This window comes from Pontibacter ummariensis (genome assembly GCF_900188175.1).
Taxonomy (GTDB): Bacteria; Bacteroidota; Bacteroidia; order Cytophagales; family Hymenobacteraceae; genus Pontibacter; species Pontibacter ummariensis.
Map to the genome: position 1 here is coordinate 149,073 of NZ_FZOQ01000011.1, position 25,595 is coordinate 174,667.

General features: G+C 52.1%; 25 protein-coding genes. 9 read left to right on the plus strand and 16 right to left on the minus strand.

Annotated features, from left to right (window positions below; all coding sequences use genetic code 11):
- Positions 1-60: 60 nt before the first annotated feature.
- The 8 genes from nuoH to CHB92_RS13160 all read right to left on the minus strand — a co-directional run bounded on the left by nuoH (position 61) and on the right by CHB92_RS13160 (position 9,428).
- On the minus strand, positions 61-1,026 hold the full coding sequence (nuoH, locus tag CHB92_RS13125; RefSeq protein ID WP_089319677.1) for an NADH-quinone oxidoreductase subunit NuoH: 966 nt from the start codon (positions 1,024-1,026) through the stop codon (positions 61-63).
- A complete protein-coding gene (nuoG, locus tag CHB92_RS13130) occupies positions 996-3,725 on the minus strand; it encodes an NADH-quinone oxidoreductase subunit NuoG (RefSeq protein ID WP_089319678.1) in 2,730 nt (909 codons plus the stop codon). Before nuoG ends, nuoH begins: the two co-directional genes overlap by 31 nt.
- The gene (gene nuoF, locus CHB92_RS13135; protein ID WP_089319679.1) at positions 3,707-5,002 is read right to left on the minus strand and encodes an NADH-quinone oxidoreductase subunit NuoF; all 1,296 of its coding nucleotides are present in this window, start codon (positions 5,000-5,002) and stop codon (positions 3,707-3,709) included. Before nuoF ends, nuoG begins: the two co-directional genes overlap by 19 nt.
- Before the next feature lie 18 nt (positions 5,003-5,020).
- Positions 5,021-5,485 (minus strand): NADH-quinone oxidoreductase subunit NuoE, encoded by a 465-nt coding sequence (nuoE, locus tag CHB92_RS13140; protein WP_089319680.1) that lies wholly within the window; start codon positions 5,483-5,485, stop codon positions 5,021-5,023.
- 223 nt (positions 5,486-5,708) lie between these two features.
- Complete coding sequence (gene nuoC, locus CHB92_RS13145; protein ID WP_089319681.1) at positions 5,709-7,457, minus strand: NADH-quinone oxidoreductase subunit C/D; 1,749 nt, start codon at positions 7,455-7,457, stop codon at positions 5,709-5,711.
- A gap of 247 nt (positions 7,458-7,704) precedes the next feature.
- Positions 7,705-8,343, minus strand: a complete 639-nt coding sequence (locus tag CHB92_RS13150) for an NADH-quinone oxidoreductase subunit B (RefSeq protein WP_089319682.1) — start codon at positions 8,341-8,343, stop codon at positions 7,705-7,707.
- A gap of 136 nt (positions 8,344-8,479) precedes the next feature.
- On the minus strand, positions 8,480-8,914 hold the full coding sequence (locus tag CHB92_RS13155) for an NADH-quinone oxidoreductase subunit A (protein WP_089319683.1): 435 nt from the start codon (positions 8,912-8,914) through the stop codon (positions 8,480-8,482).
- 85 nt (positions 8,915-8,999) lie between these two features.
- Positions 9,000-9,428: a CBS domain-containing protein gene (locus tag CHB92_RS13160; RefSeq protein ID WP_089319684.1), complete on the minus strand. Its 429-nt coding sequence runs from the start codon at positions 9,426-9,428 to the stop codon at positions 9,000-9,002.
- A gap of 544 nt (positions 9,429-9,972) precedes the next feature.
- Here CHB92_RS13160 and CHB92_RS13165 point away from each other — a divergent pair.
- From CHB92_RS13165 to CHB92_RS13180, 5 genes are all read left to right on the plus strand, one after another.
- A complete protein-coding gene (locus tag CHB92_RS13165) occupies positions 9,973-10,311 on the plus strand; it encodes an EthD family reductase (RefSeq protein WP_089319685.1) in 339 nt (112 codons plus the stop codon).
- A gap of 117 nt (positions 10,312-10,428) precedes the next feature.
- Positions 10,429-10,605, plus strand: a complete 177-nt coding sequence (locus CHB92_RS25855) for a hypothetical protein (RefSeq protein WP_179223040.1) — start codon at positions 10,429-10,431, stop codon at positions 10,603-10,605.
- A 453-nt stretch (positions 10,606-11,058) separates the two neighbouring features.
- Positions 11,059-11,769 carry a pirin family protein gene (locus CHB92_RS13170; protein WP_089319686.1) on the plus strand — a complete coding sequence of 237 codons (711 nt, stop codon included), beginning with the start codon at positions 11,059-11,061 and terminating at the stop codon, positions 11,767-11,769.
- Positions 11,770-11,781: 12 nt separating this feature from the next.
- The gene (locus tag CHB92_RS13175; RefSeq protein ID WP_089319687.1) at positions 11,782-12,717 is read left to right on the plus strand and encodes a ring-cleaving dioxygenase; all 936 of its coding nucleotides are present in this window, start codon (positions 11,782-11,784) and stop codon (positions 12,715-12,717) included.
- A gap of 59 nt (positions 12,718-12,776) precedes the next feature.
- Positions 12,777-13,412, plus strand: a complete 636-nt coding sequence (locus CHB92_RS13180) for an alpha/beta hydrolase (protein ID WP_089319688.1) — start codon at positions 12,777-12,779, stop codon at positions 13,410-13,412.
- A gap of 477 nt (positions 13,413-13,889) precedes the next feature.
- Here CHB92_RS13180 and CHB92_RS13185 read toward each other — a convergent pair whose 3' ends face one another.
- On the minus strand, positions 13,890-15,881 hold the full coding sequence (locus CHB92_RS13185; protein WP_089319689.1) for a sensor histidine kinase: 1,992 nt from the start codon (positions 15,879-15,881) through the stop codon (positions 13,890-13,892).
- Positions 15,882-16,100: 219 nt separating this feature from the next.
- The gene (locus CHB92_RS13190; protein ID WP_089319690.1) at positions 16,101-16,388 is read right to left on the minus strand and encodes a hypothetical protein; all 288 of its coding nucleotides are present in this window, start codon (positions 16,386-16,388) and stop codon (positions 16,101-16,103) included.
- 578 nt (positions 16,389-16,966) lie between these two features.
- On the opposite strand from CHB92_RS13190, the gene CHB92_RS13200 reads away from it, so the two are divergent.
- Together CHB92_RS13200 and CHB92_RS13205 are read left to right on the plus strand one after the other, a co-directional pair.
- Positions 16,967-17,422, plus strand: coding sequence for a DUF2267 domain-containing protein (locus tag CHB92_RS13200; protein WP_089319692.1), 456 nt, complete (start codon positions 16,967-16,969; stop codon positions 17,420-17,422).
- A 62-nt stretch (positions 17,423-17,484) separates the two neighbouring features.
- Positions 17,485-18,789 carry an erythromycin esterase family protein gene (locus tag CHB92_RS13205; protein WP_089319693.1) on the plus strand — a complete coding sequence of 435 codons (1,305 nt, stop codon included), beginning with the start codon at positions 17,485-17,487 and terminating at the stop codon, positions 18,787-18,789.
- A gap of 301 nt (positions 18,790-19,090) precedes the next feature.
- On the opposite strand, the gene CHB92_RS13210 is transcribed toward CHB92_RS13205, so the two are convergent.
- On the minus strand, positions 19,091-19,693 hold the full coding sequence (locus CHB92_RS13210; RefSeq protein WP_089319694.1) for a hypothetical protein: 603 nt from the start codon (positions 19,691-19,693) through the stop codon (positions 19,091-19,093).
- A gap of 532 nt (positions 19,694-20,225) precedes the next feature.
- Between CHB92_RS13210 and CHB92_RS13215 the strand changes: the two genes are divergently transcribed.
- Entirely contained in the window at positions 20,226-20,384 is a 159-nt protein-coding gene (locus CHB92_RS13215; RefSeq protein WP_218824259.1) for a nuclear transport factor 2 family protein, read from the plus strand.
- Between the two features lie 85 nt (positions 20,385-20,469).
- Here the strand turns inward: CHB92_RS13215 and CHB92_RS13220 are convergent, their stop codons facing one another.
- Both CHB92_RS13220 and CHB92_RS13225 read right to left on the minus strand, forming a co-directional pair.
- On the minus strand, positions 20,470-21,171 hold the full coding sequence (locus tag CHB92_RS13220; protein WP_089319695.1) for a DsbA family oxidoreductase: 702 nt from the start codon (positions 21,169-21,171) through the stop codon (positions 20,470-20,472).
- Positions 21,172-21,243: 72 nt separating this feature from the next.
- Positions 21,244-21,873, minus strand: a complete 630-nt coding sequence (locus CHB92_RS13225) for a nitroreductase family protein (RefSeq protein WP_089319696.1) — start codon at positions 21,871-21,873, stop codon at positions 21,244-21,246.
- Positions 21,874-22,021: 148 nt separating this feature from the next.
- On the opposite strand from CHB92_RS13225, the gene CHB92_RS13230 reads away from it, so the two are divergent.
- Positions 22,022-22,408 (plus strand): winged helix-turn-helix transcriptional regulator, encoded by a 387-nt coding sequence (locus CHB92_RS13230; protein WP_089319697.1) that lies wholly within the window; start codon positions 22,022-22,024, stop codon positions 22,406-22,408.
- Between the two features lie 91 nt (positions 22,409-22,499).
- Here CHB92_RS13230 and CHB92_RS13235 read toward each other — a convergent pair whose 3' ends face one another.
- Genes CHB92_RS13235 through CHB92_RS13245 form a run of 3 tightly spaced genes read right to left on the minus strand, consistent with a single transcriptional unit; the run spans position 22,500 to position 25,535 of the window.
- Positions 22,500-23,867 carry a sensor histidine kinase gene (locus tag CHB92_RS13235; RefSeq protein ID WP_089319698.1) on the minus strand — a complete coding sequence of 456 codons (1,368 nt, stop codon included), beginning with the start codon at positions 23,865-23,867 and terminating at the stop codon, positions 22,500-22,502.
- Positions 23,851-24,543 carry a response regulator transcription factor gene (locus CHB92_RS13240; protein WP_089319699.1) on the minus strand — a complete coding sequence of 231 codons (693 nt, stop codon included), beginning with the start codon at positions 24,541-24,543 and terminating at the stop codon, positions 23,851-23,853. The genes CHB92_RS13235 and CHB92_RS13240 overlap by 17 nt, the downstream gene beginning before the upstream one ends.
- Positions 24,544-24,566: 23 nt before the next feature.
- Positions 24,567-25,535, minus strand: coding sequence for a hypothetical protein (locus tag CHB92_RS13245; protein ID WP_106219122.1), 969 nt, complete (start codon positions 25,533-25,535; stop codon positions 24,567-24,569).
- Between the last annotated feature and the right edge of the window lie 60 nt (positions 25,536-25,595).

Sequence of the window (25,595 nt, forward strand, 5' to 3'; positions counted from 1 at the left end):
TTTTGTCATCTTTCGCTGTGCCGGGTCCAACCACCCCTAACCCCTCAACTCTAAACTTTCTCAATTCTCATTCAGCCAAAGTACCACGCCAGCTGTTACTACCAGATTCAGCAGCGTCAGGGGCAGTAGCACTTTCCATCCGAACTCCATCAGTTGATCATAGCGGGGCCGGGGCATGGAGGCGCGTAATAGAATGAAGATCATCAGGAAGAAGGCTGTTTTCAGGATGAACCACACGATAGGAGGCAGGAACTCAGGTCCCAACCAGCCACCGAAGTAGAGCGTCGCGATCATGCAGGAGATAAGGGTGATGCCCATGTACTCGCCGATGAAGAACATGCCGAACTTCATGCCGGAGTATTCGGAGTGGAAACCCGCGATCAGCTCACTTTCTGCCTCCGGAATATCAAAAGGCAGGCGGTGCGTTTCGGCGATACCCGCGATAAAGAAGATCACAAAGCCCACGATCTGCGGTATAATGAACCACAGTCCCCGCTGCGCCTCCACGATATCTACCAAGCTAAAAGAGCCTGTAAGCAACACCACGCCCATGAGCGCCAACCCCATAAACACTTCGTAAGAGATCATTTGGGCCGCCCCGCGCATGGCACCCAATAAACTGTACTTGTTATTGGAGGCCCATCCACCCAAAATGATGCTGTAAGCGCCCATCGATGACATCGCCAGGAAGAACAGCAAACCGATGTTCAGGTCGGCCACGATGATGCCCGGCGCAAACGGAATGACCACAAAACTCATGAGCACGGTGACGACCACAATGGCGGGCGCCAGCACAAACACAGGCTTATCCGCAAAGGGAGGGATCCAGTCCTGCTTAAAAAACAGCTTTATCGAGTCGGCTGCCACGATGAGCAGCCCCAAGGGACCTGCCCGGTTCGGGCCATAGCGGTCCTGGAACAAGGCCAACAGGCGCCGCTCTACCCAGATGAGTGCTGCTGCCACGTTAAGCATGACGAACAGTACGCCACCGATGATCAGAAAGTAGTTTGGGGTTGCTGCTTCCATTTTATGTCTCTGTTAAGTATGGCCCAGGCAGGCAGTTCGGCAAAAGGTACCCCAGGTAAGCCATTTGGCAAACCGGCAGTGCCGCTCGGGATGGTATGGCTTGTTTTCACTGGTAACTGGTAGGCTTGTCCTTCTATGGAGAAGCTTAATAGATCGCCCTCGTCCAGCTTCATGCGGATGGCATCGGCTGTGTTGATGGCAACATAGGGAGCCGGAATACGCCCCATAATGGGAGGGGATTGGTTGCTAAGCTCTTCGGAGCCAAAGATGTGGTGCAGCGGTAGCATGTACAGGTGCCCTCCTAAAGGAACAAACTTCTGTGGCACGGCCAAAGAGTAAGCAGCTGTGCCGGCAGGTTCTATCAGGCGTACGCCCGGGTCACCGCCCTTCAGGTGCCCGCCTACTTCCTGCTGGTATTTGTTGGTAGCCTGCACCGAGTTCCAGCCAGGTGCCCAGAAGAACGGGATCATGGATGAAGGGGGTTGGCCGCGGTAGCCCTCCATGGTATAGGAAAGGGGCGAATCAGGGTCGGTTGGGGGTTTCGGTTCGCTGACGTTAAAGCCCGCATGCATAGCGGTGCGCCCGCTGAACCGGTGGGGCGCCCGTGGGATGCGTTGTCCGGCAACACGGAAATCAGAGGAGGGGGCGTTCTTTTTGACACCCCGCAGCGCTGGAATTTCCTCCGCCATGGATTTCACGAGATCATCATAGCCCTGCCAGTTGCTGATCTGCTCGTCGGCCATGATCGTGCCGAGCTCCGCCAGCCAGTGCCAGCTTTCCTGTATCTCCTCCGGGGTAGGGTATACCTGGAAGAAACGCTGTGCCCGTCCTTCGTTGTTAACAAGAGTACCGTCCGCTTCAGAAAAAGGGGCTGCTGGTAGTAAAATGTTTGCTTTTTCGGTAGTAGCATGGTGTAAGTGGTCCAGCACGAGGATTTGCTTACAACTGTCTAAAAATTCAGTTACCGTAGCAGCACTAGCCCGGCGGTACAGGTCATTCTCGAGTATAATAACGGTATCGGCGTAGCCATTGAGCACAGCCTCGAAAGCTGATTCCAGTTTATGCCCGCCCAACATGGCCAGTCCCATGCTGTTGCACTCCGGTACAACCAGGCTGATAACTGCAGATTTTTCCCTCGCTGCTAAAGCGTTGGCAATGTTGGCTGCAGCCTTTAAGATCCGCTCGTTACCAGAAGAGGTTCCGGAGATAACCAGTGGGTTGTGGGCAGCCAGCAGTGCGTTTGCGATCTGCTGTGCCAGGCCCAGTTCTTCTTCTGTTAGCCCATGCACCTCCGGCGAGTCGGGATGGATGAAGTTAGCTACCGCAAAGCCCAGGCGGGCAATGGCATCCGGTGTGTCGAAGTAGGTTTGGGTGGCTAACTCGTCTAGTTTAGAGGTGGTGTAATGTGCTATAAAGAGCGGTCCTTTTTCTGTCTGCACGAGCTCCCGCACGGCTGCATCCTGCCAAACAGGTATATTCGCTTTGGAAACCTGCTCCAGCAAAGGTTGCTGCCGAACAGACTGGCGTACGGCCAACGCAAGCATAGGCGCTGTGTTGGTCAGGTCTTCACCCAGGATAAACACCGAATCTGCTTTTTCTACCTCTTGGAGTGAAGGGGTACGGGCGGAGCCTTCTTTAAGAATATGTAATGCCATCTCCACCAGGTCATGGTCTACGTCAGACACTCCATGGTGAAAGTTATCCTCGCCCACCAGCTTTTTCAGTACATAGTTAGACTCCAGGGAGGCACGGGGCGAACCAATGCCGATCACACGGCCCGCTTTTATGGCGGAGGAAGCAGCTTTCAAGGCTGTGTATTTGTCGCTTGCCTCCGGTAGCTGGCTGCGCACCAGTGGTTTTCGTACACGGGCGGCGCTGTTTACAAACTCATAGCCAAAGCGGCCCCGGTCACATAGGAAGTAACCGTTTACCTCGCCATTATACCGGTTGGTAATATTGCGCAAGGTACCATAGCGTTCCCCTGCAATGGTATTGCAGCCCACGCTGCAGTGATGGCACACGGATGGCGCCATGGTCAGATCCCACTTGCGGGTATAGTGCTGCTTTAGTGTTTTGTCTGTAAAAACACCCGTCGGGCATACTTCTGCCAGGTTGCCGCTAAACTCACTTTCCAGCACTCCGTCTTCAGCACGACCGAAATACAAATGGTTATGGGCAGCAAACACGTCCAGGTCTTTGCCACCGGCATAGTCTTTATAGTAGCGCACGCAGCGGTAGCACTGTATGCAGCGGTTCATCTCATGATTTAGAAAGGGACCGAGGTATTGGTTGATGTAGGTACGCTTGTCGAAGCGGTAGGCACGGTAGTTATGCCCCGTCATCACCGTCATGTCCTGCAGATGGCAGGAGCCGCCTTCGTCGCAGACCGCGCAGTCGTGGGGGTGGTTGGTCATGAGCCACCCGATGACGTGTGCCCGGAACTCCCTGGCCTCCATGTCTGCAATGGATACCCGCATGTTGTCGCGCACCTGCTCCATGCACGACATAAAGAGCTTGCCCTTGGTGTCATTTTCATCTCTGTACACTTTTACAGCACACTGGCGGCAGGCACCGATGGAACCCATAGCGGGGTGATAGCAAAAGTAAGGGAGGTCGAGGCCCAGGGAGAGGCAGGCTTCGAGCAGGTTCTTGCCTGCTTTTACTTCATAGGGTTTGTTATCTATATAGATGGTTGCCATGCGATGCTCCAGGGACAGTGGTGTTCGTGAATGTGCCGTTCAAAATCCTCTCTGAAGTATTTCAGAGCGCTCTGCAGGGGTTCCATGGCACCGGGTGCGAGTGCACAGAAGGTATTACCGGGGCCTAAAAATTTGGTATGGAAATCAAGGGTCAGCAGGTGTTCCGGTTTGCCTTCGCCTCGGTCAATGGCCAGTAGTATTTTCTCAACCCAGGGCAGCCCTTCACGGCAAGGGGTACAGAAACCGCAGGACTCCTGCGCAAAAAAGTGCTGCAGGTTGTGTACAAAGCCGACCGGGCAGGTCTGGTCGTCCAGGATGATCATGGTGCCGGTACCCATGCGGCTGCCTGCTGCCTGTATGGAGCCATAGTCCATGGGCAGGTCCAGGTGCTCTTCCACCAGAAAGTCTGTAGAGGCACCGCCAGGTAATAACCCCTTGAACAGGTAACCATCCTGCATGCCGCCGGCATAGTCCTCCAGTATCTCACGTATGGTGGTACCCATGGGCAGTTCCCAGCAACCAGGCTTTTTCACGCGGCCGCTCACCCCGTAGAGCTTCGTGCCGGCATCTTCTGTCAGGCTCAGTTTCTTGAACCACTCCGCACCGTTGTTGATGATGTGCGGCAGGTTACAGAGCGTCTCCACGTTGTTTACAATAGTGGGCTTGCCAAAAAGACCGCTTACCTGTGGGAAAGGCGGTTTAGCCCTTGGGTTGGCTCGTTTTCCTTCCAGGGCGTTGAGCAGGGCCGTTTCTTCCCCACACATGTAGCGCCCGACACCCGTGTGCAGGTGCATGTCCAGGTCGAAGCCGGAGCCTAAGATATTCTTGCCTAAATAGCCCGCCTCATAAGCCTCCTGTATCGCCTGTGTTATCTCCTTCGCTGCCAGCTTGTAAGCCCAGCGGAGAAAGACGTAGGAAATGCTGGCCTGTATGGCATAGGCCGCCACGATCATGCCTTCGATCAGCTGGTGTGGGTTTCCTTCCAGCAGCACGCGGTCTTTGAAGGTGCCAGGCTCCATCTCGTCGGCATTGGCCACCAGATACTTCGGAGTGGCTGCATCTGGCCCCATGGGCACAAAGCTCCACTTCAGCCCTGTGCTGAAACCGGCCCCGCCGCGTCCGCGCAGGTTCGAGTTTTTTACCAGCGTCTGCACCTCGGTCGGTGTCATTTCCTTTAGTACCTTGCGCACAGACTGGTAGCCGCCCACTTTCTCGTACGCTTTCAAGTCGAGTGGTTTGCGGCCAGGCACAATGTGTTGGGTAAGGGGCTTCTCCATAGGCGCCCACTTTGGGTTTTAGGTATACTTGATCAGGATCTCATCCAGTTGTTCCACCGTCAGGTTACGGTACAGGTCGTTGTCAATCATAAGGGTGGGGGCACAATCGCAGGTGCCAAGGCAGCAGTTTGGCAGCAGGGTAAAACGGCCATCCTCCGTCGTCTGGCCATATGTTATGTTCAGTTTGTTGTATAAATGGTCGCGGATGTCTTCGTAGCCCATCACCCAGCAGGTAATGCTGTCGCAGACTAAGATCACATGCCGGCCCACTGGTTTCCGGAAGATCAGGTTGTAAAAGGTTGCTACGCTGTCCAGTTCTGCCGGTGACATGCCCACGTACTCGGCCACGTCTTTCAGGCTTTCGTCCGAGATCCAACCCTGGCGCTGCTGCACGATTTTCAGGGCCTCGATGCAGGCATTCTGGGGTGTAGGCACCAAGCTTATTTCGTGGTCAATCTGATGTTTTTCCTGTGCAGTCAGCATGGGCTTAATTGTTTTGTAGCTGATCGATAAGTTTTTTATGTTTCTGTACCGGTGATAAAATGCAGTAGCACATTACCTCTCAAGCATCTTCATGCTTTTTTTATCTACGCCTTTTCAAGGCTCCCAATTGCCCGGGTTCCTGAGCTGGTGCGAGCTACAAGCTCGCACCAGCGTTTAATCTGTATTAACTCGTAACTTTTAACTCTACACTCTATAACTTTAATCACCGGTCTATATCCGCCAGCACATAATCCATGGCCCCGAGTATAGACAGCAAATCTGCTACGGTATAGCCCCGGGTGATGTAGGGCAGCATCTGCATGTGCGGGAAAGAGGGGGTGCGGATGCGCAGACGGTAGGGTGAGGTGTTGCCGTCGCTGGTAACGTAGTAGCCGTTGGCCCCTTTAGTCGCTTCGATGCAACTCATAGCCTCGCCGGCGGGCATCACGGGTCCCCAACTCACCCCCAAAAAGTGGGTGATCAAAGTTTCTATGTCGTGCATGGTGTGCTTCTTGATTGGCGGTGTGGTGAGCGGATGGTCCGCTTTGTAAGGCCCTTCCGGCATGTTTTTCATGCACTGCTCTATGATGTGCAGGCTCTGGCGCATCTCCGCCACGCGTACCACGGCACGGTCGTAGCAGTCGCCGTTGGCGGCGGTAGGTACTTCGAAATCGAACATTTCGTAGCCAGAATAAGGCTGCTTTTTGCGGAAGTCCCAAGCTAAACCACAGGCGCGAAGGTTCGGGCCGGTTACACCCCATTCGATCGCCTCCTCTAAAGTAAAGATGCCGATGCCTTTGGTGCGCGCCTTGAACAGGCTGTTCTTCATCACCATGGCATCATACTCTTTCAGTCGTTTTGGGAAGTAGTTGAGGAAATTTTGCACCAGTGTCTCCCAGCCTTTGGGCAGGTCCTGTGCTACGCCCCCGATGCGGAACCAGTTGGGGTGCATACGCCCGCCCGTCACAGCCTCCACTATGTCGAAGATCTTTTCCCGGTCCGTAAACATGTAGAACACCGGAGATAACTGGCCCACGTCCTGGGCGAAGGTGCCGTACCATACCAGGTGGCTGGCGATGCGGAAGAGTTCGCATAACATCACCCGAATCACCTTTACACGATCCGGTACTTCGATACCCGCCAGTTTTTCCACGGCCATTAAATATGCCAGGTTGTTCATGGTGCCGCCCAGGTAGTCCACCCGGTCGGTGTAAGGGAGGTAGGTGTGCCAGGACTGCCGCTCGGCCATTTTCTCCTGACCACGATGGTGGAAACCAATGTCCGGGATGGCATCCACAATATCCTCACCGTCCAGCTGCAGCACAATGCGTAGGACGCCATGTGTGCCGGGGTGCTGTGGACCGATGTTCAGGAACATAAAGTCGCTGTCTTCACTTTGCCGTTCCAGGCCCCATTCTTCGGGTTTAAACTGCAGGGCTGCCTGCTCCAGGTCTACCTTGTCATCGTACAGCGCAAAAGGTCCCATTTCGGTAGCGCGGGCCGGATGCTCCTTCCGCAGCGGGTGACCTACCCAGGTACGAGGCATCAGGATGCGATACAGGTGGGGATGTCCTTCGAAGCGGATACCGAACATGTCGTACACTTCGCGCTCGTACCAGTTGGCATTGGCCCACAGGTTGCTGATGCTCGGCACTACCGGAAACTCATCCCGGTAGCCTACTTTTAAGCGGATAAAACTGTTGCGCTCGAAGGAGAGGAGGTGGTAGATGATGGTGAAGGCATGGGGGATGTGGCCATTGTCTCTTCGGCGCGTCCGCTCGTCCACAGCCGTGAGGTCATAGAGCATGCGGAAGGGCTGCGGGATCTCTTTCTTCAGGTAAGTCAGTACCTCTTTGATCTTGTCATGCGGCATCCATAGGGTGAGAACCTCATCCTTTGTCGTTTGTGGAGTGAAGGTGTCCGCCCCAAACCGCGCCTGTAACTGCTCCAATGTGCCGCTTCCGTTTTCCATAGTAGGAATTTGTAAATGCCCGTAAAACGCTACCTCATGCTACTTCTTCTGTAGTTGATGTTTTATGATAAGTATATGACGTTTGTATGTAATAGTTGATAAAAGTTATCCATATAGTTTCTCTGTTATCCTGAAAGGACCTTGTTTGCCTTTTCAGAAGCTTAACCTTTTGGGGGTAGGGGCCCTCTACTTCAACCAAGTTTCTTTCAGAGTGACGTTGTGTTTATATCATATCTTCTCAAATTCCCTACACCTCATCTGGTGAGCGGAATTCGGTCATTTTCGCCCGAACTTCCTGACGTCTCTCTTTCACGTCTATCTTTTCGGGCCGGATCACCCCTTGCTCACCAATGGTCCAACTCAGGGGTCTTCTTTCTTTGCCTACTGATTCTGCCAATAGCGTCAGCCCTTCCATAAAAGCATCGGGTCGGGGCGGGCAGCCAGGCACATACACATCCACCGGCAAGAATTTATCTACCCCCTGTACCACGCTGTAGATGTCGAACATGCCGCCGGAGTTGGCGCAGGAGCCCATAGAAATCACCCAGCGTGGTTCCATCATCTGCTCGTGCAGGCGCTTGATGATGGGGGCCATTTTGATAAAAACCGTACCGGCGATGATCATGACGTCCGCCTCGCGGGGAGTACCTCGAATAACTTCCGCACCGAAGCGGGCGACGTCGTATTTAGGCGTCATGCTAGTGGCCATCTCCACAAAGCAGCAGGAGAGGCCGAAGTGAAAGGGCCACATGGAATTCTTCCGGCCCCAGGCGATCAGGTCCTGCAGCGTGGTCAGCATCACGCTCTGCTGCACTGTTTCCTCGTAAGAGCTGGTGCCTTTTACTGCGCTGGCAGGGTCATCGGGTTTACTTAGCCACCACTTCATATGGTATCGTGTTTGGTTTCGGGTATCGTGTTGCGTGCCGTCAGGGTGTTACATGCTGTCGCCGTTGGTGTCCTGTGTTATAATGGTGTCTGAAACTGCTTCTACTCTTACTGATCCCCTGCTTTATACCAGCGAATCAGGCTGTGTCTGGCTTATGGAGCATGCGCTTGTAAGCAGCCAGGATCTTTTTGCCATCCGGGCCGAAGTCCAGCGCGCCATTGCGCCACTCATAGACCAGTACCACGACCAGCATCACCATAAATACCAACACGCCTAAGTAGCCGTACCAGCCTAGCTCTCGGAAGGCAATAGCCCAGGACAGGATAAAAATCGTTTCCACGTCGAAAATAACGAAGAGCATGGCGACCAGGTAGAACTGGGACGAAAAGCGCATGCGGGCAGTACCTGCACTCAGGATGCCGCCTTCGTAGGGCTCCCCTGTGGCACGGTCGTGGTGGCGCTGCCCTAGTATGTAAGAGAGGCCTAGGATGATCCCGACCAGGCTCAATACAATAGCGCCGTATACGACCAATGGCCACAAAAGCGTAGCATTGTCGCTTGTAGTGTTCAAAGCTGTTTCGCCTCCTTGCGAAAGAGTTATACCAAAAAAAGAAGTAGGCTAACCTACACCAAGGGTGACTTATGTGCGGCAGTTGTTAGCTGCTAATGTAGTGTTCGAGGTTATCGATGATGAACTTTTGTTCTTCGATGATGTATTTCACGATGTCTCCAATGGAAACGAGGCCTACAAGCTGGCCGCCTTCCAGAACAGGCAAGTGTCTGATGTACTTGTGCGTCATCAGTTTCATGCAATCTTCCAGCGTATCGTCTGGTGTTACCGTGGCAGGATGCTCGCTCATGATCTCTCTCACGAGCGTTTCTTTGGAGGCTTTCCCCTTTAAGATGACTTTTCGGGCGTAATCTCGCTCTGTGAAGGTTCCAATGAATCTGTCTTTATCCACTACGGTAAGGGCGCCTATGTTTTTCTCCACCATAAGCTCCAGGGCATTGTAAACGGTGGTGTCTGGGTCTACAGAAGTAACTGCATGGCCTTTCTGCTGTAAAATATACTTTACTGTCCCCATAGCTAACTCCTTAAAGGTTAGAGGATAAATTATAAAAGCCTATACGATTGTAAAAAAATAAAAGGTGTGTCGCTGGGTAAAATATTTAGATTATTTGTGAAATATTTGAATGGAGAAATCCATGGCAATAAAGGCGGTGGGAAAGTTGTGTCGGTTGTTATAACTGTGATCCATAAAAGGTTAAACACCTGTTTACCTGTTTTATACCCTGCCTTGCCCCAGGTGTTTACTTTCTGCCTTTTACCTCCTTTTATTAGACTTTGACGTACTTTTCTCCAACTTACCGAACATTTATAAAACATAACTTTACTAAGGTGTAGTATAATCATGTTCTGGAAGAAACGTTTCGCCTCACAGCAAAGACGGCCTTTTATTTCTCCTGCTGTTTCGGGTATAGCAGGTGCAGGATTCCCCGAGCCTTTAAAACAGGTCAGGCGGAACCCTCTTAACTTGTGTGAAAGCCATAGACAGGTGCCTCTGGTACTGTGCTTGCCAGTTACTTATAGTGTTTCGTAAAAATGTGCAACTAAAAATTAAAAAAAAGATGGTAAGACTTACTGTACTGTATCCCAAAAGCGGAGATACCCGTTTCGACATGGACTATTATCTGCAAAAGCATATCCCTTTGGTAAAGGAAAAGTTAACTCCTTTCGGACTAGTCCGGGGCGATTTGGAAGAGGGGCTTGCCGGCCCGGCACCGGGCACAGCGCCTGCTTACCACCTGATCGGTAGCCTTAGTTTTAACTCTTTGGAGGAGTTGCAGAAGGCCTTAGCGGCCCACGGAGAGGAAATTGCGGCCGACATCCCTAACTACACGGACTCCAAGCCCCAAATGCAGATCAGCAAAGTGCTGGAAGTAAAGGAGCCTGCAGCGTCGGCATAGGGTCCTCCGAGTTCTGTTTCCTGCTGTCAGCTATCTTTTGGAGGAAGATTTGAAATTATCTCCTTAGCTTTAGAGTTAAGTATTGACGACCGTACTTTAGTTTAGGAGTAGATAGAAATGACAGAAAAAGAGTTTGATGATAAACTGGTGGAGGCTCTTGACTCGCTATTAGTAGCCATGGCTGAGAATCCGGAGATAGAGCCCGGCAAGTTCTTTAGCATGACCTGTGTCCTGGAAAACCTGCGTTTTTTTAGCCCGGTTCTGTACGGAGCCATCCAGAAGGCAAAGAAGTAAGCAGCCGCCAAAGCTGTTTGCTATGAGGCCTCCTGTTTTTTAAGCAGGAGGCCTTTTTGTTTTGAAGCCTTCACCCCGGCTTTACAGCCGATGAGCCGCTGGAATAACTTAGTGCCAACCTGTAACTACCTCCCCAGTACCAGCCCTACAGAATTGTGTTAGGAGGTACTCTCAACTTATACCGACCCTTTTAAATAAACAACTCAAAACCAGAAAGCACAAAAGCAGGAAAGGGGAAAGGGAATTTTTATGCAAAATTACATGTATATACATTAAATGTAAATACATTTGTATGGTGAGAGCGACAGATGAATGTTTAGAAGGGGAAAGGATACAAATGCATATAGACTTTTTGGATTTAGCCTTTACTGGGCTGGCGAAAACCCGTAACAGGTAAATAACACTTGTGACGACCCGGTGCATCTTAGGCCACTTAAACTTGATACAGAAGCCATGAAATATAAGACCTACAAATCCAGTGAGCGGGGGCTGAAGGAAACCAACTGGTTGAAAAGTAACCTGACCTTTAGCTTTTCCAGCTACTATGACCCTACCCGCAGTAGCTTCGGCTTACTAAAGGCGTTTAACGATGACTATGTGGCACCAGAAAACGGTTTTGGCCTGCATGCCCATGCTAATATGGAGATTATCTCAATCATGCTGGCAGGCTCGATGAACCACATCGATTCGCTAGGCTATAAAGAAGTGGTGCACAAGGACTGGGTGCAGATCATGAGCGCCGGTGGTGGCCTTCGGCACGAGGAGCATAACGTGGGGGACGAGGAGGTGAACTTCCTGCAGATCTGGATCGAGCCGAAGTTGCAGAACATCACACCCCGCTACCAGCGCCGGTATTTCCCACAGGAGCAGCGCCTGAACAAGTTGGCTACCATTGTCAGCAACGAAGAGGGGCAGGGGCACTGCTGGATTAACCAGAACGCAAAGCTATCGCTGGGGTACTTCGAAAGAGGGCAGGAGGTAAAGTACAAGCTTAGCCCTGTAAACAAAGGTGTCTTTGTCTTTAACATTACGGGAAGCCTGCTGGTAAACGAGGAACCCCTGGAGCACCGGGATGGCATTGGCGTTTGGGGTACAGACCACGTGCATGTCAATTGTTTAACCGACAGCCAGTTTGTCCTCGTTGAGGTGCCAATTAATCATTAAGAAGAAAGAAACATGGAAGACAGCATATTAGGCCTGCATCATATTACGGCCATTGCCGACAAGGCGAAGCGGAATCTGGATTTTTATACGAAGGTACTGGGCCTGCGCCTGCTTAAAAAGACAGTTAACTTTGATGATCCCGGTACTTACCACTTTTACTATGGGGACGAAAAAGGCAGCCCGGGCACGATTCTGACCTTCTTCCCATACGAGGGGGCGCGCCGTGGCAGGGCCGGGGCCGGGATGGCCACCCATATCGGGTACGCGGTGCCGGAGGGTAGTTTCGACTTCTGGATAAAGCGCTTTGAGGAGCATAAGGTGTCTTTTGGCCAGCCAGCCGAGAAGTTTGGTGAGCAGTACCTGCCGTTCCAGGACCCGGATGGCTTGCTGTTGGAGCTGGTGGTCCCCAAAAACGGCGATGCCCGCAAGCCCTGGGAAACAAACGAGGTAGCTGCGAACGTGGCCACGCGGGGCTTCCACAGTGTAACCTTAACCTTGCGCCAGGCGAAGCCGACGGCAGCGATTCTGACAGAGTTCTTTGACTACAGGCTTCTGGAGCAGAAGGAAAGCCACTACCGCTATGTGACAGATGCTGTTGAGCATGCGGCCATTATAGACCTGGTCGAAGACCCGAATGCCAGCCGTGGGGATGGTGGTGCCGGTACCAACCATCACATCGCTTTCCGGGTAAAGGACGATCAGGTGCTGATGGCTTACCGGGAGAAGATAGCGCGCAGAGGGCTGCAGATTACGGAGAAAATTGACCGTAATTACTTTTATTCCCTCTACTTCCGTGAACCGGGCGGGGTGCTGTTCGAAATTGCCACCGATAATCCCGGCTTTGGCATTGATGAGCCGTTTGATCAGCTAGGCCAGAAGCTGTTGTTGCCGCCCCAGTACGAATCGCATAGAGGCCAGATAGAGGCCGTGCTGCCGAAGCTGGACTAGGGAAACTTCGTGTTCTTCGCAGAGGAGGAGATTACCACTTAGCTAAAGAAAAAGAGCTCATGTACACACATAAAAAGAACATTATAACACGGGGAAAGCCGCTGGAGCAAACTAAAAAGGCCCTTGTGATGCTACACGGGAGAGGAGCCACAGCCGAGAGTATCCTGTCTTTAGGAGAGCACTTGCAGACAGCGGATTTTACCCTGTTTGCCCCGCAGGCCACCAACAACAGCTGGTACCCCTACAGTTTTATGGCACCGGCAGAAAAAAACCAGCCGGCTCTGGACACTGCCCTGGAAGTGATTGACGAGACAATAAAACACATACAAGGACAGGGGGTAGCGAGCCAAAACATTTACCTGTTGGGCTTTTCGCAGGGAGCCTGTCTTGCCTCTGAGTATGCCACCCGAAATGCCCAGCACTTTGGTGGCTTGCTGCTCTTTACGGGTGGCCTGGTCGGGCAGGAGGTGGATACAAGCAAGTACCAGGGCAACTTTGAGGGTACGCCCGTGTTCATTTCCACAGGAGATCCCGATCCGCACGTGCCGGTAAGTCGGGTAGAGGAAACGGTAAAGATTATGGAAGGGAAAGGCGCGGTGGTAACAAAGAAGATCTACAAGGGCAGGCCGCACACGATCCTGCAGGAGGAGCTAACGCTTGCGAATCAGATACTGTCCCGACCAACAGGGGCCTGAAAAGGTACGGCAGGGTGGACAGCCGGGCGCTCCTGGTGCTTTCCTGTCGCACTCTTGTTTCCTTCGCTATAAAAGAAAGGCCGGCTAATCCCCAACCAAGTTGAAGAGCAGTCGGCCTTTCTAGCAGGAATCACAACTTGAGGATCGTTACCTGAGGCACCCAAAATCAATCTACTCCTAGTCATAACCACAGCTATCTCAGAGGCGTTTCTGGCTTCTCTCCTCTAACAAGTGGTGAGTGCAGGCTTGCTTAACCCCTTAATGCTTACCTGGTACATCCCCTTGTCCGTTTAGTCTAATTTACGCACCTGGCTGCGCTCGGGTGCTCGGGAACAGTGCGTTTGCGTATTTGTTCAGGCAAATTACCGCTTTATATTGGACCTGCTACGTATAAACAGCTACTGTTGTGTGACCAGGTACCCAGGCTATTTGTGCTAGTTCTGTCTGAAAGGTATCCTTCAAAGCGGACTGTTTTTTTTACGTTTGCGAGTCAGGGAGGGGAAGGTGGATCTGCACGAGTGCCCCCTTTCCCGGGGCGGCATCAATGCTTAGGGAGCCACTCAGCAGTTGCACCCAATCCCTGATAAACTTGAGCCCCATGCCTTGGGAGCGGACCTGTTCGGGACGGAAGCCTATGCCGTTGTCCTCTGCCAACAATATGAGCGAGCCTTTTTGCTCCCGTAGCAACAGGCTTGCCTCGGTGGCCTTGGCGTGCTTTACGATGTTGTTGGCCAGTTCCTGTGCCATGCGGTAAACCGCCACCTGCACGTGCTTGTCCAGGTGGGGGCGTAGCTTCAGAACATAGGTGTGGAACTGCAGTTTCGGGCCGTTAAACATAGTGCCTATCTCCTCGAGGGCTACCTGCAGCCCGAAATCCTCCAGTACGGCTGGGGTGAGCTGGTGCGAAAGGCCGCGTGTCTGGCGGATAGCCTGCTCCAGTATCTGGTCGACCTTGGTGAAGGTAGTGTCTACGCCTTGTTCCGGCTGCCCCTGCTCCGGGTGGCAAAGCTGGTCCAGGTTTAATTTGGCAGCGTAGAGCAGTTGGCCGATCCCGTTGTGCAAGCCTTCGGCAATGCGTCTTCTCTCTGTTTCCTGGGCCTCCAGGATAGCGATCACGAGCTCCTTTTGCTGGGAAAGCCTGAGGTCCAGGTTCTCCTGCTCCAGCCGCTTTAAAGAAGTAATGTCGCGTGCAATAGCCAGCACCCTCTTCACAGTGCCATCTTCAGCAAACTCCGGCACCAGCCGGGAGTGGTACCGGGCAGTGCCATCTGGCATGGGATAGGAACTATAGTGCTCCAGTGTCTCCCCGGTTGCCAGTACCCGCTTTACTTTCTCTGGCCAGGTTAGGCCCTGGTTTGCCGGTTGTTCGGCCCCGGAATTTTCCTGCTGGTATAGCAAATAAACGGGCAGGCCGCCTTTAGGCTTGAATACCTGGTTGTTGAAGACCAGGTTCAGGTCTTTGTCCCACCGGGTAATGATATCAGGCGTGTTGCTGATCAGCGTCCGAAACTGTGTCTCGCTCTGTCTGAGTTTTTCTTCTGTTTGTCTACGTTCCGTAACGTCCTGGGCAATGGCGATGAACGTAGGCCTGCCCTGGCTGTTTTGGGCTACCTTCCCGATGCTGTGTATGTAGCGCATCTGACCGTCTGGCCGGTACACGCGGCGTGTGTACTCGTAGGGTTGCTGGTACAGGGCGGCCTCTTCCAATATCTGCCTGACCACCGGTATATCTTCCGGGTGGGAGGAGGCGTCAATCAGATCCAGGGTGGGAACAAAAGCGCCCGGCTCGTAGCCTAACAGCTTATACATGCCATCCGAGAAGCGGAAGTTCAAGTCCGGGATGTCCGCCTCATAGCTGCCTATATGTCCGGCCTGCTCTGCCTCCCGCAGCAAGGCCTCGCTGTCGTGCAACTGCTGCTGCGTTTTGCGTAGCTGCTCCAGCGTTGTTTGCAGTACGTGGTGTTCGGCTTCCAGGTCCTTTACTTTTGCCCTGCTTTGGGCGAGTGCCGTTACATCGGTCACTTTGTGGATGATATGAATAACTTCCCCTGTCTCGTTTAGCACGGGAGTATTCAGGGCATTCCAGTACTTAACTGCAAAGCCACCCTCCTGCCGGGGTACATCGTAGTGCTGCAAAGGTAACTGATGCGGTTTCCCTGTCTCCAGTACGCACATCAAAGAGGCATGGAGGTTTTTTACAGCGTTTGCCTCTGGGGTTGCGGGATTATCCGGAAAAGCGTCAAAGAGGTACTTGCCTAGTATGTCTTCCCGTTTGCTCAAAGTGGCCGCTAAATAGGCATCAGACACCAGCTGTATCTCCAGGTCCGGCGACAGGACCAGGTAAGCGCCTGGAAAAGCCGTTGCGATCTGCCGCAGGGATTTTTTATCAAGCTTTGCGTTCGATTGACTTTTAGCCGTGGCTTCCTCTAAACCTGAACCCGTAGCCATGTCAGGGGCATTTTCTTTCATAGCGGTCTACTCTTCTAGCTGCTCTCTGGGCAGTCTACTGATAAGAGCTTCATTTTCCAAGAAATTATACAGAAAATCAGGTAGCCATTGGGCGAGGCATCCTGTCGTGTAAGAGAAGACTCTTTTTGTTCCTATACGGGATAAGTAAAGCGCTAGCCGAAGCGCAACTACGGAGAATGGGCTGAAGGGGCAAAACGCAAGCAGAAAATGCTCTTTTGCTTAAAGGTTTTCCTGCTTTAGCATCCTGTCGAGCATCATACGGGCATTAATAATGCTTTTCAGGTTGCTGTAGTCGTGGGACTTGTATGCTATTTTGTCCACCCCATAGAAGAACGTATAAAGAGAATCAAACAAATCTCCTGCTAAAGGCACAGTTTGCTCCAGAGGACCTTGGTCTTCCTTTATCTTAAGTTGCTGGTTGTGAACAGAAATACAGAAAGAACCGATTGCCCCATCCTTTACTAACGCCTCAAACTCCCCCAATGTGTGTGTAATGTTATCTTTCATTTAAGTCTATTTCCGAATGCTCTGTTTCTATCCGGGTGCTATTATTTTAACCGTTTCAATCCGCCAAGGATTCACCTATAAATACGGAATTACAGGTCCGTATTTATAGGGGTTTAAGTAAAGCAAATACCACCAAGAGACCTGGATGTAAGAGGTCCCAAAGCGCCTGAAGCAGGAATTAACCCGCACTCCGTATCAAGCCTTAACTTTTCCGATTACTACCTATTTGGCGTTATCCTGCTTATCGCGCATTAGTATATGCTGTAAAAGTGTTTGCCAATCAGCGCTTTTGAGCTGCTCCGTAATGTGCTGAGAGGGGAGGGCAGTATACTGCTGGCAGATCAAAGAAAGTAGCTGTTCCGGGTAGGGCAGGCCTTTGCAGCCCTTATCGTGTTCACTGCCCAACTGGCGTCTGGTATTTCCCAGGCCTGTTTCCCTTATATGTTACCAGTATGTACTGATTACTTAGACCTGTTCAAGGTCTCTGCTAAACCTGCATGCTATACCATCGTTGCTTTTAATACAAGCAACTAGGTCAGCGTAAAACCTATTGTAAACCAAAAAAACAACCTAAAGCTATGGCAACTTATTTCGACAAATTCTCACAGGAAGCAAACGAGTACATCAAGCACCTGGCCGAAAATATGGGACACCCCGGGGAGGAGGAGAAGACCCTGATTGTGGTCCGTGCCGTCCTGCATGCCCTGCGCGATCGCATCACCATCAGCGAGTCGTTTCATGTGCTTTCGCAGCTCCCGATGATTCTGCGAGGCATATACGTGGACCAGTGGCAGTACCGGGAGGAGCCCCTGAAAATAGAGAACCTAGAGGCCTTCAAGGAAGTCGTAAAGCAGGAGCAGGCAAAGTATGGCGAAACGGAGTTCGACTGGGGCCAGCATACCGAAGACCTGATCTCCATGGTCCTCACCTCGCTGGGTACCCGTTACCTGACCGAAGGGCAGTTGCAGCACATTGCCACCCAAATGCCGAAGGACTTGCAGCCCCTGTTCCCGGTGCAGGCACAGAATCGTTAAGCGTTTTGTAGCCAAAGGCATGGCAGGTACAAGTTTTTCATCAACCTAAGAGACACAAAACGATGGCAACAGCAGCGACCGATTTATTAACAGACATAAAGAAAGATTCTTACCCCCTGCAGAGCACAACAGACCTGGACCCGCTCATGGACAGGATCGGCGATGCGAAGTACGTGCTGCTCGGGGAGGCCTCCCACGGCACGCACGAGTACTATACCTGGCGTACCGATATCACCAAAAGGCTAATAAAGGAGAAAGGCTTTTCCTTTGTGGCAGTAGAGGGCGACTGGCCCGATTGTTTTGAGATAAACCGCTGGGTAAAAGGATACCCGGAGGCCAGGGGTTCCATCACCGACGTCCTCAACCAGTTTGACCGCTGGCCTACCTGGATGTGGGCGAATTGGGAGGTTGCGGCGCTGGCGGAGTGGATGCGGGAGCACAACCAGAACCTTGCCCGCAACAGAAAAGTGGGTTTCTACGGGCTGGACGTGTACAGCCTGTGGGAGTCGATGGAGCTCATCGTAGATTACCTGGAGAAGGAGGACCCGAAAGCGGCCGTGTATGCCCGAAAGGCCATCGACTGTTTTGAGCCTTACGGGGAGGAAGAGGCCTATGCCTCTGCACTTAGTATGATGAAGCAGGACTGCAAGGACGCAGTGGTAAAACTGCTGCACGAAGTACGGCAGAAGGCCCCTTTTTACGACCACGACCCGGAAGCGAGGCTAAACGCGGAAATGAACGCCCTGGTGGCGGCAAACGGCGAGAAGTACTACAGAACCATGGCCTCTTTTGGCGGTAACTCTTGGAACGTGCGGGACCTGCACATGGTGGAGACGCTAAACTCCTTGATGAATTTCCACGGACCGGAGGCGAAGGTTATCGTTTGGGAGCACAACACCCATGTGGGGGATGCCAGGGCCACGAGTATGGCAGACAGGGGCATGCTGAACGTGGGCCAGCTGGTACGCGAACAGCACAAGCCGGAGGAAGTGGTGGTAGTAGGCTTTGGCTCCTATGAAGGCTCCGTGATTGCCGGCAGTGCCTGGGGCGCTCGCATGCAGGAAATGAAAGTGCCGCAGGCTGTCGAAAACAGCGTGGAAGAAATACTGCATGCTGCCTCAGCGGAAAACAAAATGCTTGTCTTCGATAACAGCCCTGCCCTGAAGGAGTTCTTCAACCGCTGGATGGGGCACAGAGCCATCGGGGTAGTGTATGACCCAGGCTGGGAAAGAGGCAACTATGTGCCTACCAAACTTTCCGCCCGTTACGATGCCTTCCTGTACTTTGATCAATCCCGTGCCTTGCATCCGCTGCATTTAAAGCCAAACGGCCACTTAGCGCCGGAAACCTTTCCGTTTGGAATCTAAACAGGAACAGAAGCTTACACGGTTGTAAGGGCAAGCATGTAAAGAAAAGGCCTCTTCATCAGACAGTTTGATGAAGAGGCCTTTTCTATGCTCTGTTTAAAAGTGATTATATGCCGCTGGTTCCGTTTGTTGGTGCAGGAGCTTAAACATCTAGCCACTCAATTGTCTCCTTGTGGTGCGAAGCAGGTACAGGCAAAATCTTCGACATTCTGTTGAGTTAGAAGAAACCGGCAGGGCATAAAAAGAAAGGCAGCTTTACGCTGCCTTTTCTGTTCTTATCCGTACCAATGCGACTAATACCTTACCGGAACCGGTCTCTTTTTAACCAGAAGGATCGGCTTACCCTTTGGTTGCGGTTATAGTCATCGGTTCTGTCGAAATCACGGTTGTAGCCCATGTACTCGTTGTCGTTATCACTGTACCTGTAACGGTTGCCGAAGTTACCGGTTCTGTTCTGACTGCCGCCGAAGTCGCTTCCACCGCTGTACCTGTCGCGGTCAGAGCCACGGTTCATAGAGCTATTGCCGTAAGGCTGGTTACTTCTGCCGTAGTCACCACGCGCTATGTTTTCTTCGCGATAGTTCGTGCCAAAGTTACCGTAATTATAGTCGTCTCTGTCTCTTCCGTGGTCACGGTTAAAGTCCCCGTTACGGTAAGGGTTTGGGTTAGACCAGGAGCTGCGGTTAGACCCATAAGCAGACCTGCCGCGGTAAGAACCCCCTATTTCGTAGCTACTGTCTCTGTAGCTGCTTCCCTCGCTTCCGAAGCGCCCGGCTCCCAGGTACTGGTTGTTACTTCCCCTGTTTCTGTTCTCATCACCGTAATTGATGTAGTTGCCTAAATCACGGTACTGCTCCTCTGAGCGGTTGTCTCTGTAATTGAAATTATCACTTCTGTCTCTCATAGCTTGGTTTAGTTTTAAATTTAATGTAAATCTTATTGTTCTTATACCCCCACAATACAAGATAGTAAAGGACAATACCGTACCTGGCTATCCTGATGACTGCAGGGTAGCTTGTATGTGTTTCTACTAGTTTGTACGGGAGGATGTTAGGTTAGATACCGTTTAAGCTGTTTTCGCGCACAAGACGCTGCAGAGGGAAAAGCCTTGGCGTATAGCGAGGCTGGCAGGTAGTTATACAGGCTGATTGCAGCCAAATGGGTCCCGGGATGGGAGGAATAAATTAATAGTAGAAGCGAATGTGCCCTGGTTGCAAAAGATAAGAGGAGGACTATACTCAGCACCCAAATTAGTATAGTCACTCCTCTGCCTTGCATTTTTGTAGCAGGTGACAGGCGTCTCCTGTCTGCTGCTGCATTGCTTGTTTACATGTACGGGGCATAGGAGCAACAGACAAGCTTTAGCTACGAATACCCGTATTTACACCCGCCAAATACCAACAAATTACAGATGCCCCGCCTAGCAGCAATGTGGCGTGTTTAAAGGTCCTCTTAGGGGAATCGGGCCAACCGGCAAATCATACGAGTTGGTGGCGATGGAGCGGATTGTGGTTCGCGACGGTAAGATGCAGAAACGCTGGGGCGCCCACGACTTTGCTTCACAGGCGCGGCAGGTGGGTTTGCCGCTGCCATAACCCGGAGAGGTAGTGGTGCCTTAAAAGCAAAATGCCGGGTGCTACCCGGCATTTATGAATATTTGAAAGGAAGATTTAACGCAGCTTAGCAGTTGCCATCAATGCTGCAGCTGTCTCCTTCTGTTTTTATCTCCTGTAGCTTGGGAGCCACCTGTGCAAAAACGTTCTGGAAAGTCTCAGCAGGCTGAGCACCGCTTACCAGGTACTGGTCGTTAATAATGAAAGCGGGTACGCCGGTAATACCTGAGGCATGCGCCCATTGTTCCAGTTCACGTACCTCGGCTTTGCCAGCTTCGCTCTCAAAAAAGCCATCCAACTCTTGGGCAGGAATCCCATTGGCAAGGCCGACAGCCTTTAGCACAGCCGTGTCGTTCATGTTGTTACCCTCGGTAAAGTTGCTGTAGAATAGAGCGTTTACTACCTGTTGCTGTACTCCATGCTGCGCCGCCAGCCAGATCAGGCGATGTGCATTAAAGGTATTGTTTACGGAGTTCTGCTTGTCGAAATTAAACGTAATGCCTTCCTCGCTGCCGGCATCTGTCATGCGCTGGTTCATGGCATCCAGTTGCGAAACGATGGACGGGCCGTACGCATTCTTAAAGTACTCCACCCTGTTAACACCCTCCTGCGGGATACCCGCGTTCAGCTCGTAAGGCTTAAAGTTTATTTCAACTTCATACTTGTCCTGGGTGGCCGCGATGGCCTTTTTCAGGCGCTGCTCGCCCACATAGCACCAAGGGCAGTTAACGTCCGAAACGATGTCTATTTTTATCTTTTGTTTGTTCATATGCTGTTCTATTCGTTTAAATACGGTTCCTGTTTCTTTAACAGGGCGTTAAGCCCGATGGTTTAGCCTTGTCTACTGGTACAGGAACAGCTTCTCTTTTTGTCTTCTTACTTTCGGTAATTTAGCCAGCCAATCGTTGTCTGCATCCCGGTAGCCCAGGGGCAGTAGCGTAACGCTTCGCAGGCCTTTCTCTTTCAGGTTAAGCAGTTCGTCTAAAGCTGCGCTGTTAAAGCCTTCCATCGGCGTCGCATCCACTTGCTCAGAAGCTGCGGCTACCAGGGCTGTACCAAAGGCGATGTAAGCCTGGCGGGCAGCCCAGTTAAAGTTCTGCTCCTGTGTGTTGTTTTGAGCTATTTGCAGCAGGGTGTTCTTAAAGTCAGCCAGCTTTTCTTCCGGCATGTTGCGCACCGCTGCCGTGTGCTTTATATACTCCTCGATATGGGCTGGTGTGATATCGTCCCAGGCGGCAAACACCAACAGGTGCGAGCTTTCCACGATCTGCGGTTGGTTGCTGGCAACCGGCAAGATCTGCTTTCTTAGTTCTTCATCCTCGATCACCAGCACGGTGTAAGGCTGCAAACCCATAGAAGACGGCGCAAGGCGTATCGCCTCCAGAATATTGTCTATTTTTTCGGCTGACACTTTCAGGCCATTCATTCTCTTAGACGCATAGCGCCATTCCAGTGATTCTAGTATATTCATGTACGTACAACGAATTTTGCTTGGTATAGATTCAATACTAAGTTACTTTTAGTAACTTAAAGGTAATGCGTATCTTTAGGGTACACAAGTAGGTGCTCCACCGTACCTAAGTAACCTTGTAGTAACTATTGTTGAGCGTCAGAAGCTTATGGGTACAGAAAAAGAAAATAAAAAATTAGCGGATTGCGCCCCCGAAGAGCTATGCCCGGTGCGGGACATCATGGCGCGCTTCGGGGATAAGTGGTCTGTGTACACGATCTTGTACCTGGGCCAGCACGGGAAGCTCCGCTTTAATGAGCTAAAAAGCATGATCAGCGGTATCTCGCAGCGCATGCTTACCGTTACCCTCCGGTCGTTGGAGGAGGACGGGTTAGTAAGCCGGGCTGTGTTCCCAGAGGTACCCCCACGCGTAGAGTATGAGCTCACCGCCTTAGGCAGAAGCCTGTTGCAGCAGCTGCTACAGCTATCCGATTGGGCCAGCCAGAACCTTGAGCAGGTGCTGGAAGCACGTCAGCGCTACGCTAAAAAAGCATAAAGCCAGAGCAAGCCCCGCATTGTGCGAGGAAGCTTTGGCTTTATGCTTTTGTTACGTTGTTACGCCCGTCTCCGGGCGCAGACCCAGTCGCTTATTCGGCTAGTGCAGCAACGGGTGCCCTATGGTCTCTGCGCCTGGTTGCAGTACTGCTTACTGGGAACAGGAAGGAGAAGCAGGTGCCTTTCCCCGGCTGCGAGTCAATCGAGAGTTTAACGCCATGAAACTTAGCCACCGTCTGTACAATGGAAAGGCCCAGGCCATGACTTTCTCCATCGGGAGCTTGCAGGCGCTTAAACCGGTTAAAAATATGGCTGATCTGCTCTTTCGCTATGCCTACCCCGGTGTCCTGAACGCTTAACTGGTAGCCCTTCTCTAGCTGGCGGCCCTCTATGGTGATGGCCCCTCCCGGCCTGTTGTACTTAATGGCATTGTTTACCACGTTAAACAGCATGGTAAAGAGGAGGGAGTGGTTCCCCTTTAAAACCGCGTCCTGCGCTAGGTGCAGCTCCAGCGTAAGGCGCTTCACCTCCAGGCGCTCTTCTACCTCTTCCGCTATTTCCTGTGCCAGGGTTTCCAGGCTGACCTCCTCGTTGCGCAGGTACTGCTCGTTCTCAATGCGTGAGATCAGCAGCAGTGCCTGTATAATGCTCTTGAGGCGGTGTAGGGTTCTCTGGCTCTCCACCAGCTTTACCAGCATGTCCTCCGGCGTTTGCGGGTCCGAGAGCAGGTTTTCCAGGCGGGTCTGCAGAATAGACACAGGCGTCAGGAGCTCGTGCGATACATTCCCGATAAATTCCTTCTCTTTTAGGAAGGCTTGTTGCGTCTGCACCATCATGCTGTTGATCGTGTCGTTCAGGTACACGAAATCACTGGTAGAGGTGCCAAGCGTGTTGGGCTTAAACGTTTCCGGGTGACCGATCCGCTCCAGCCTCCGGATAATGAGGGTGAGCGGGCGTAGAAGCACTTTCACGAAGGCCAGGTCGATAAAGACGGTGATGAGCACAACGGCCACCAAAAAGTAGGAGGCGTACTGTTGCATCGTGCCGCTGGTCTCGCGGATGGTATCCAGGCTGCGCCCGATCTCCAGCAGGTAAGTGCCGCCGTCTACGGCAAAGGCCAGGCTCAGCACGCGGTACTCCAAAATTTCGCCTTCCACCTTGCGGTAGCTGTTTTCGATGCGGTTATCGATCTGAGACGTATCAATGGGTTCTATGGAGATAAACTCCTCTTTCAGCAGGTTATAACTGCCATACATCGCGCCAGTACTGTTACTCACAAAAGACTCAATCCCCTGCTGCTCGATGATGTCGAAGACCTGCTCCTTTTTCTCCAGCAAGCGCGTGTCTGTGTTGTGCAGGGCCACGCGGTGCACGAGCAACGGCAGCAAGAAAATCAGCAGCAACAGGATAATGATCTTGGAGGCAGCGCTGAAAAGCGTAAGCTTAGACTGAAGCTTCATGTGCTACCGTTAATCTGTAACCCACCCCCCGTATCGTTTCCAGCCAGTCTTTCGGAATATAGGCCCCTAACTTTTTGCGCAGGTTCTTCACGTGCACGTCGATGTAGTTAGAGTCGTAGTCATCTTCCAGTATATTGCCCCAGATGTGCTCTGTGAGCTGTAGCCGGGTCAGAATTCTGTTCTTGTGCAGCAGCAGATAGTGGAGCAGGTCGAACTCCTTTTTTGTCAGGGCTATTTCTGTATCGTTGAAAGATACCCGCCGGGTGCTGCTGTCCAGCTCCAGGCCGTAAAGCGTCAAGACAGTGGACTTGACGTTGAACTTACGCCGCATGATAGCCTGCATGCGCACCTGCAGCTCCAGGAGAGAAAAGGGTTTGGGAAGGTAATCATCCGCCCCAAGGCTCAGGCCTTCGATGCGGTCTTCCACGGCTCCACGGGCTGTTAGAATGATAATGGCCGGCTGGTGCTCCAGTTCCTTGGCCTCTTTTAACAGGTCCAGGCCATGATAGTCCGGTAAGCCCAGGTCCAGGAGAATAAAGTCATACAGGTTAACGGCTATTTTTTCGGATGCCTCGGCGCCTGTGTAGGCGATGTCGCAACGGAAGTGTTCTTTCGTTAAAAAGAGCTCCAGTTCTGAGGCCAGGCTTTTTTCATCCTCTACGATCAGTACATGCATGGGTGCTTGCTTTAGTAAAAGATTTAAAACGTGTAGCTTATGTTAAAGGAATAGAAGGACTGTGCTTCGGAGGCATCGCCCTCTGTTTGGTTCACCGGAATAGCATACCGGTATGCCGGCTCCAACTCAAAATTACCCAAATAAATCACAACCGGGAGCTTCAGTTCATAATTCAGGATGTTAAACCTGCTAACTTCCTCCGTGGTAGTGGTTGTGGTGGTGCCCCCGTTGCCGGATCCAGGCTTGCTGTTGTCCTTACCCGATCCTGAGGGGTCGAAAATGCCACCGATCGGCGTGCCGCTAAGAGGGCCGCCGCTGCCCGGGGTCCCACTGCCCGGTAGCACGCTGTCTTTGTTTTGGGTGGTAGTGGTGTGGGTTTCGTAAAAGTGCTGTGTACCCGCTGTTATAGATACCTTCGGATCTATGCCGATCACATGCTTTCCGTCCCAGAGGGGGTTAAGCGGAATAAACCGGGAGTTCTCCAGCACGGCAAACACGTCGTGGTTTTCACCGAAAATATAACTGGTGGTTAAGCCGGTGTAAAGGATACCCCAGTCCAGGGCTCCCCGGGCTGACAGGGCGTTAGAGGTAACGGCTTTTACCAGCGGCGTGTTCTCCCCAAAGATAAAGTGGGCGTAACTGATATTAGCCTCCACCAAGTCCCTGATCTTAAAGCTGTATCCTACGGACAGGTCTGTCTCATCCACATATCCTGCTGTATCAAACAGCTTGTAGGAGGTGGCGGATGCCCACAAACCAGAGCGGTGCAGGTAGGTTAGCGTGGCTGCGGCGTAGGGGTAGCGCCTGGCCGTGTTCCGGCCAAAAAATGAAGAGTTATTGGCTACCTCAGCCCCTATGGTCCACCAGTCCTTTTTAGCGGGTGCTTCCTGGGCTACCGTATCTGCCAGTGCCGTAGCCGTAGCCGGGATGTGGGAGTTAAGCAGCGCGAAGCCCAGCAATAGCATGGGTATAAAGCGTGTCAGGTGTTTCATATGGGAATGGTGCAGCAGCCTGGCCCGAAAGCACTGGCTGCTGCACAAGGGTGTTTAAGG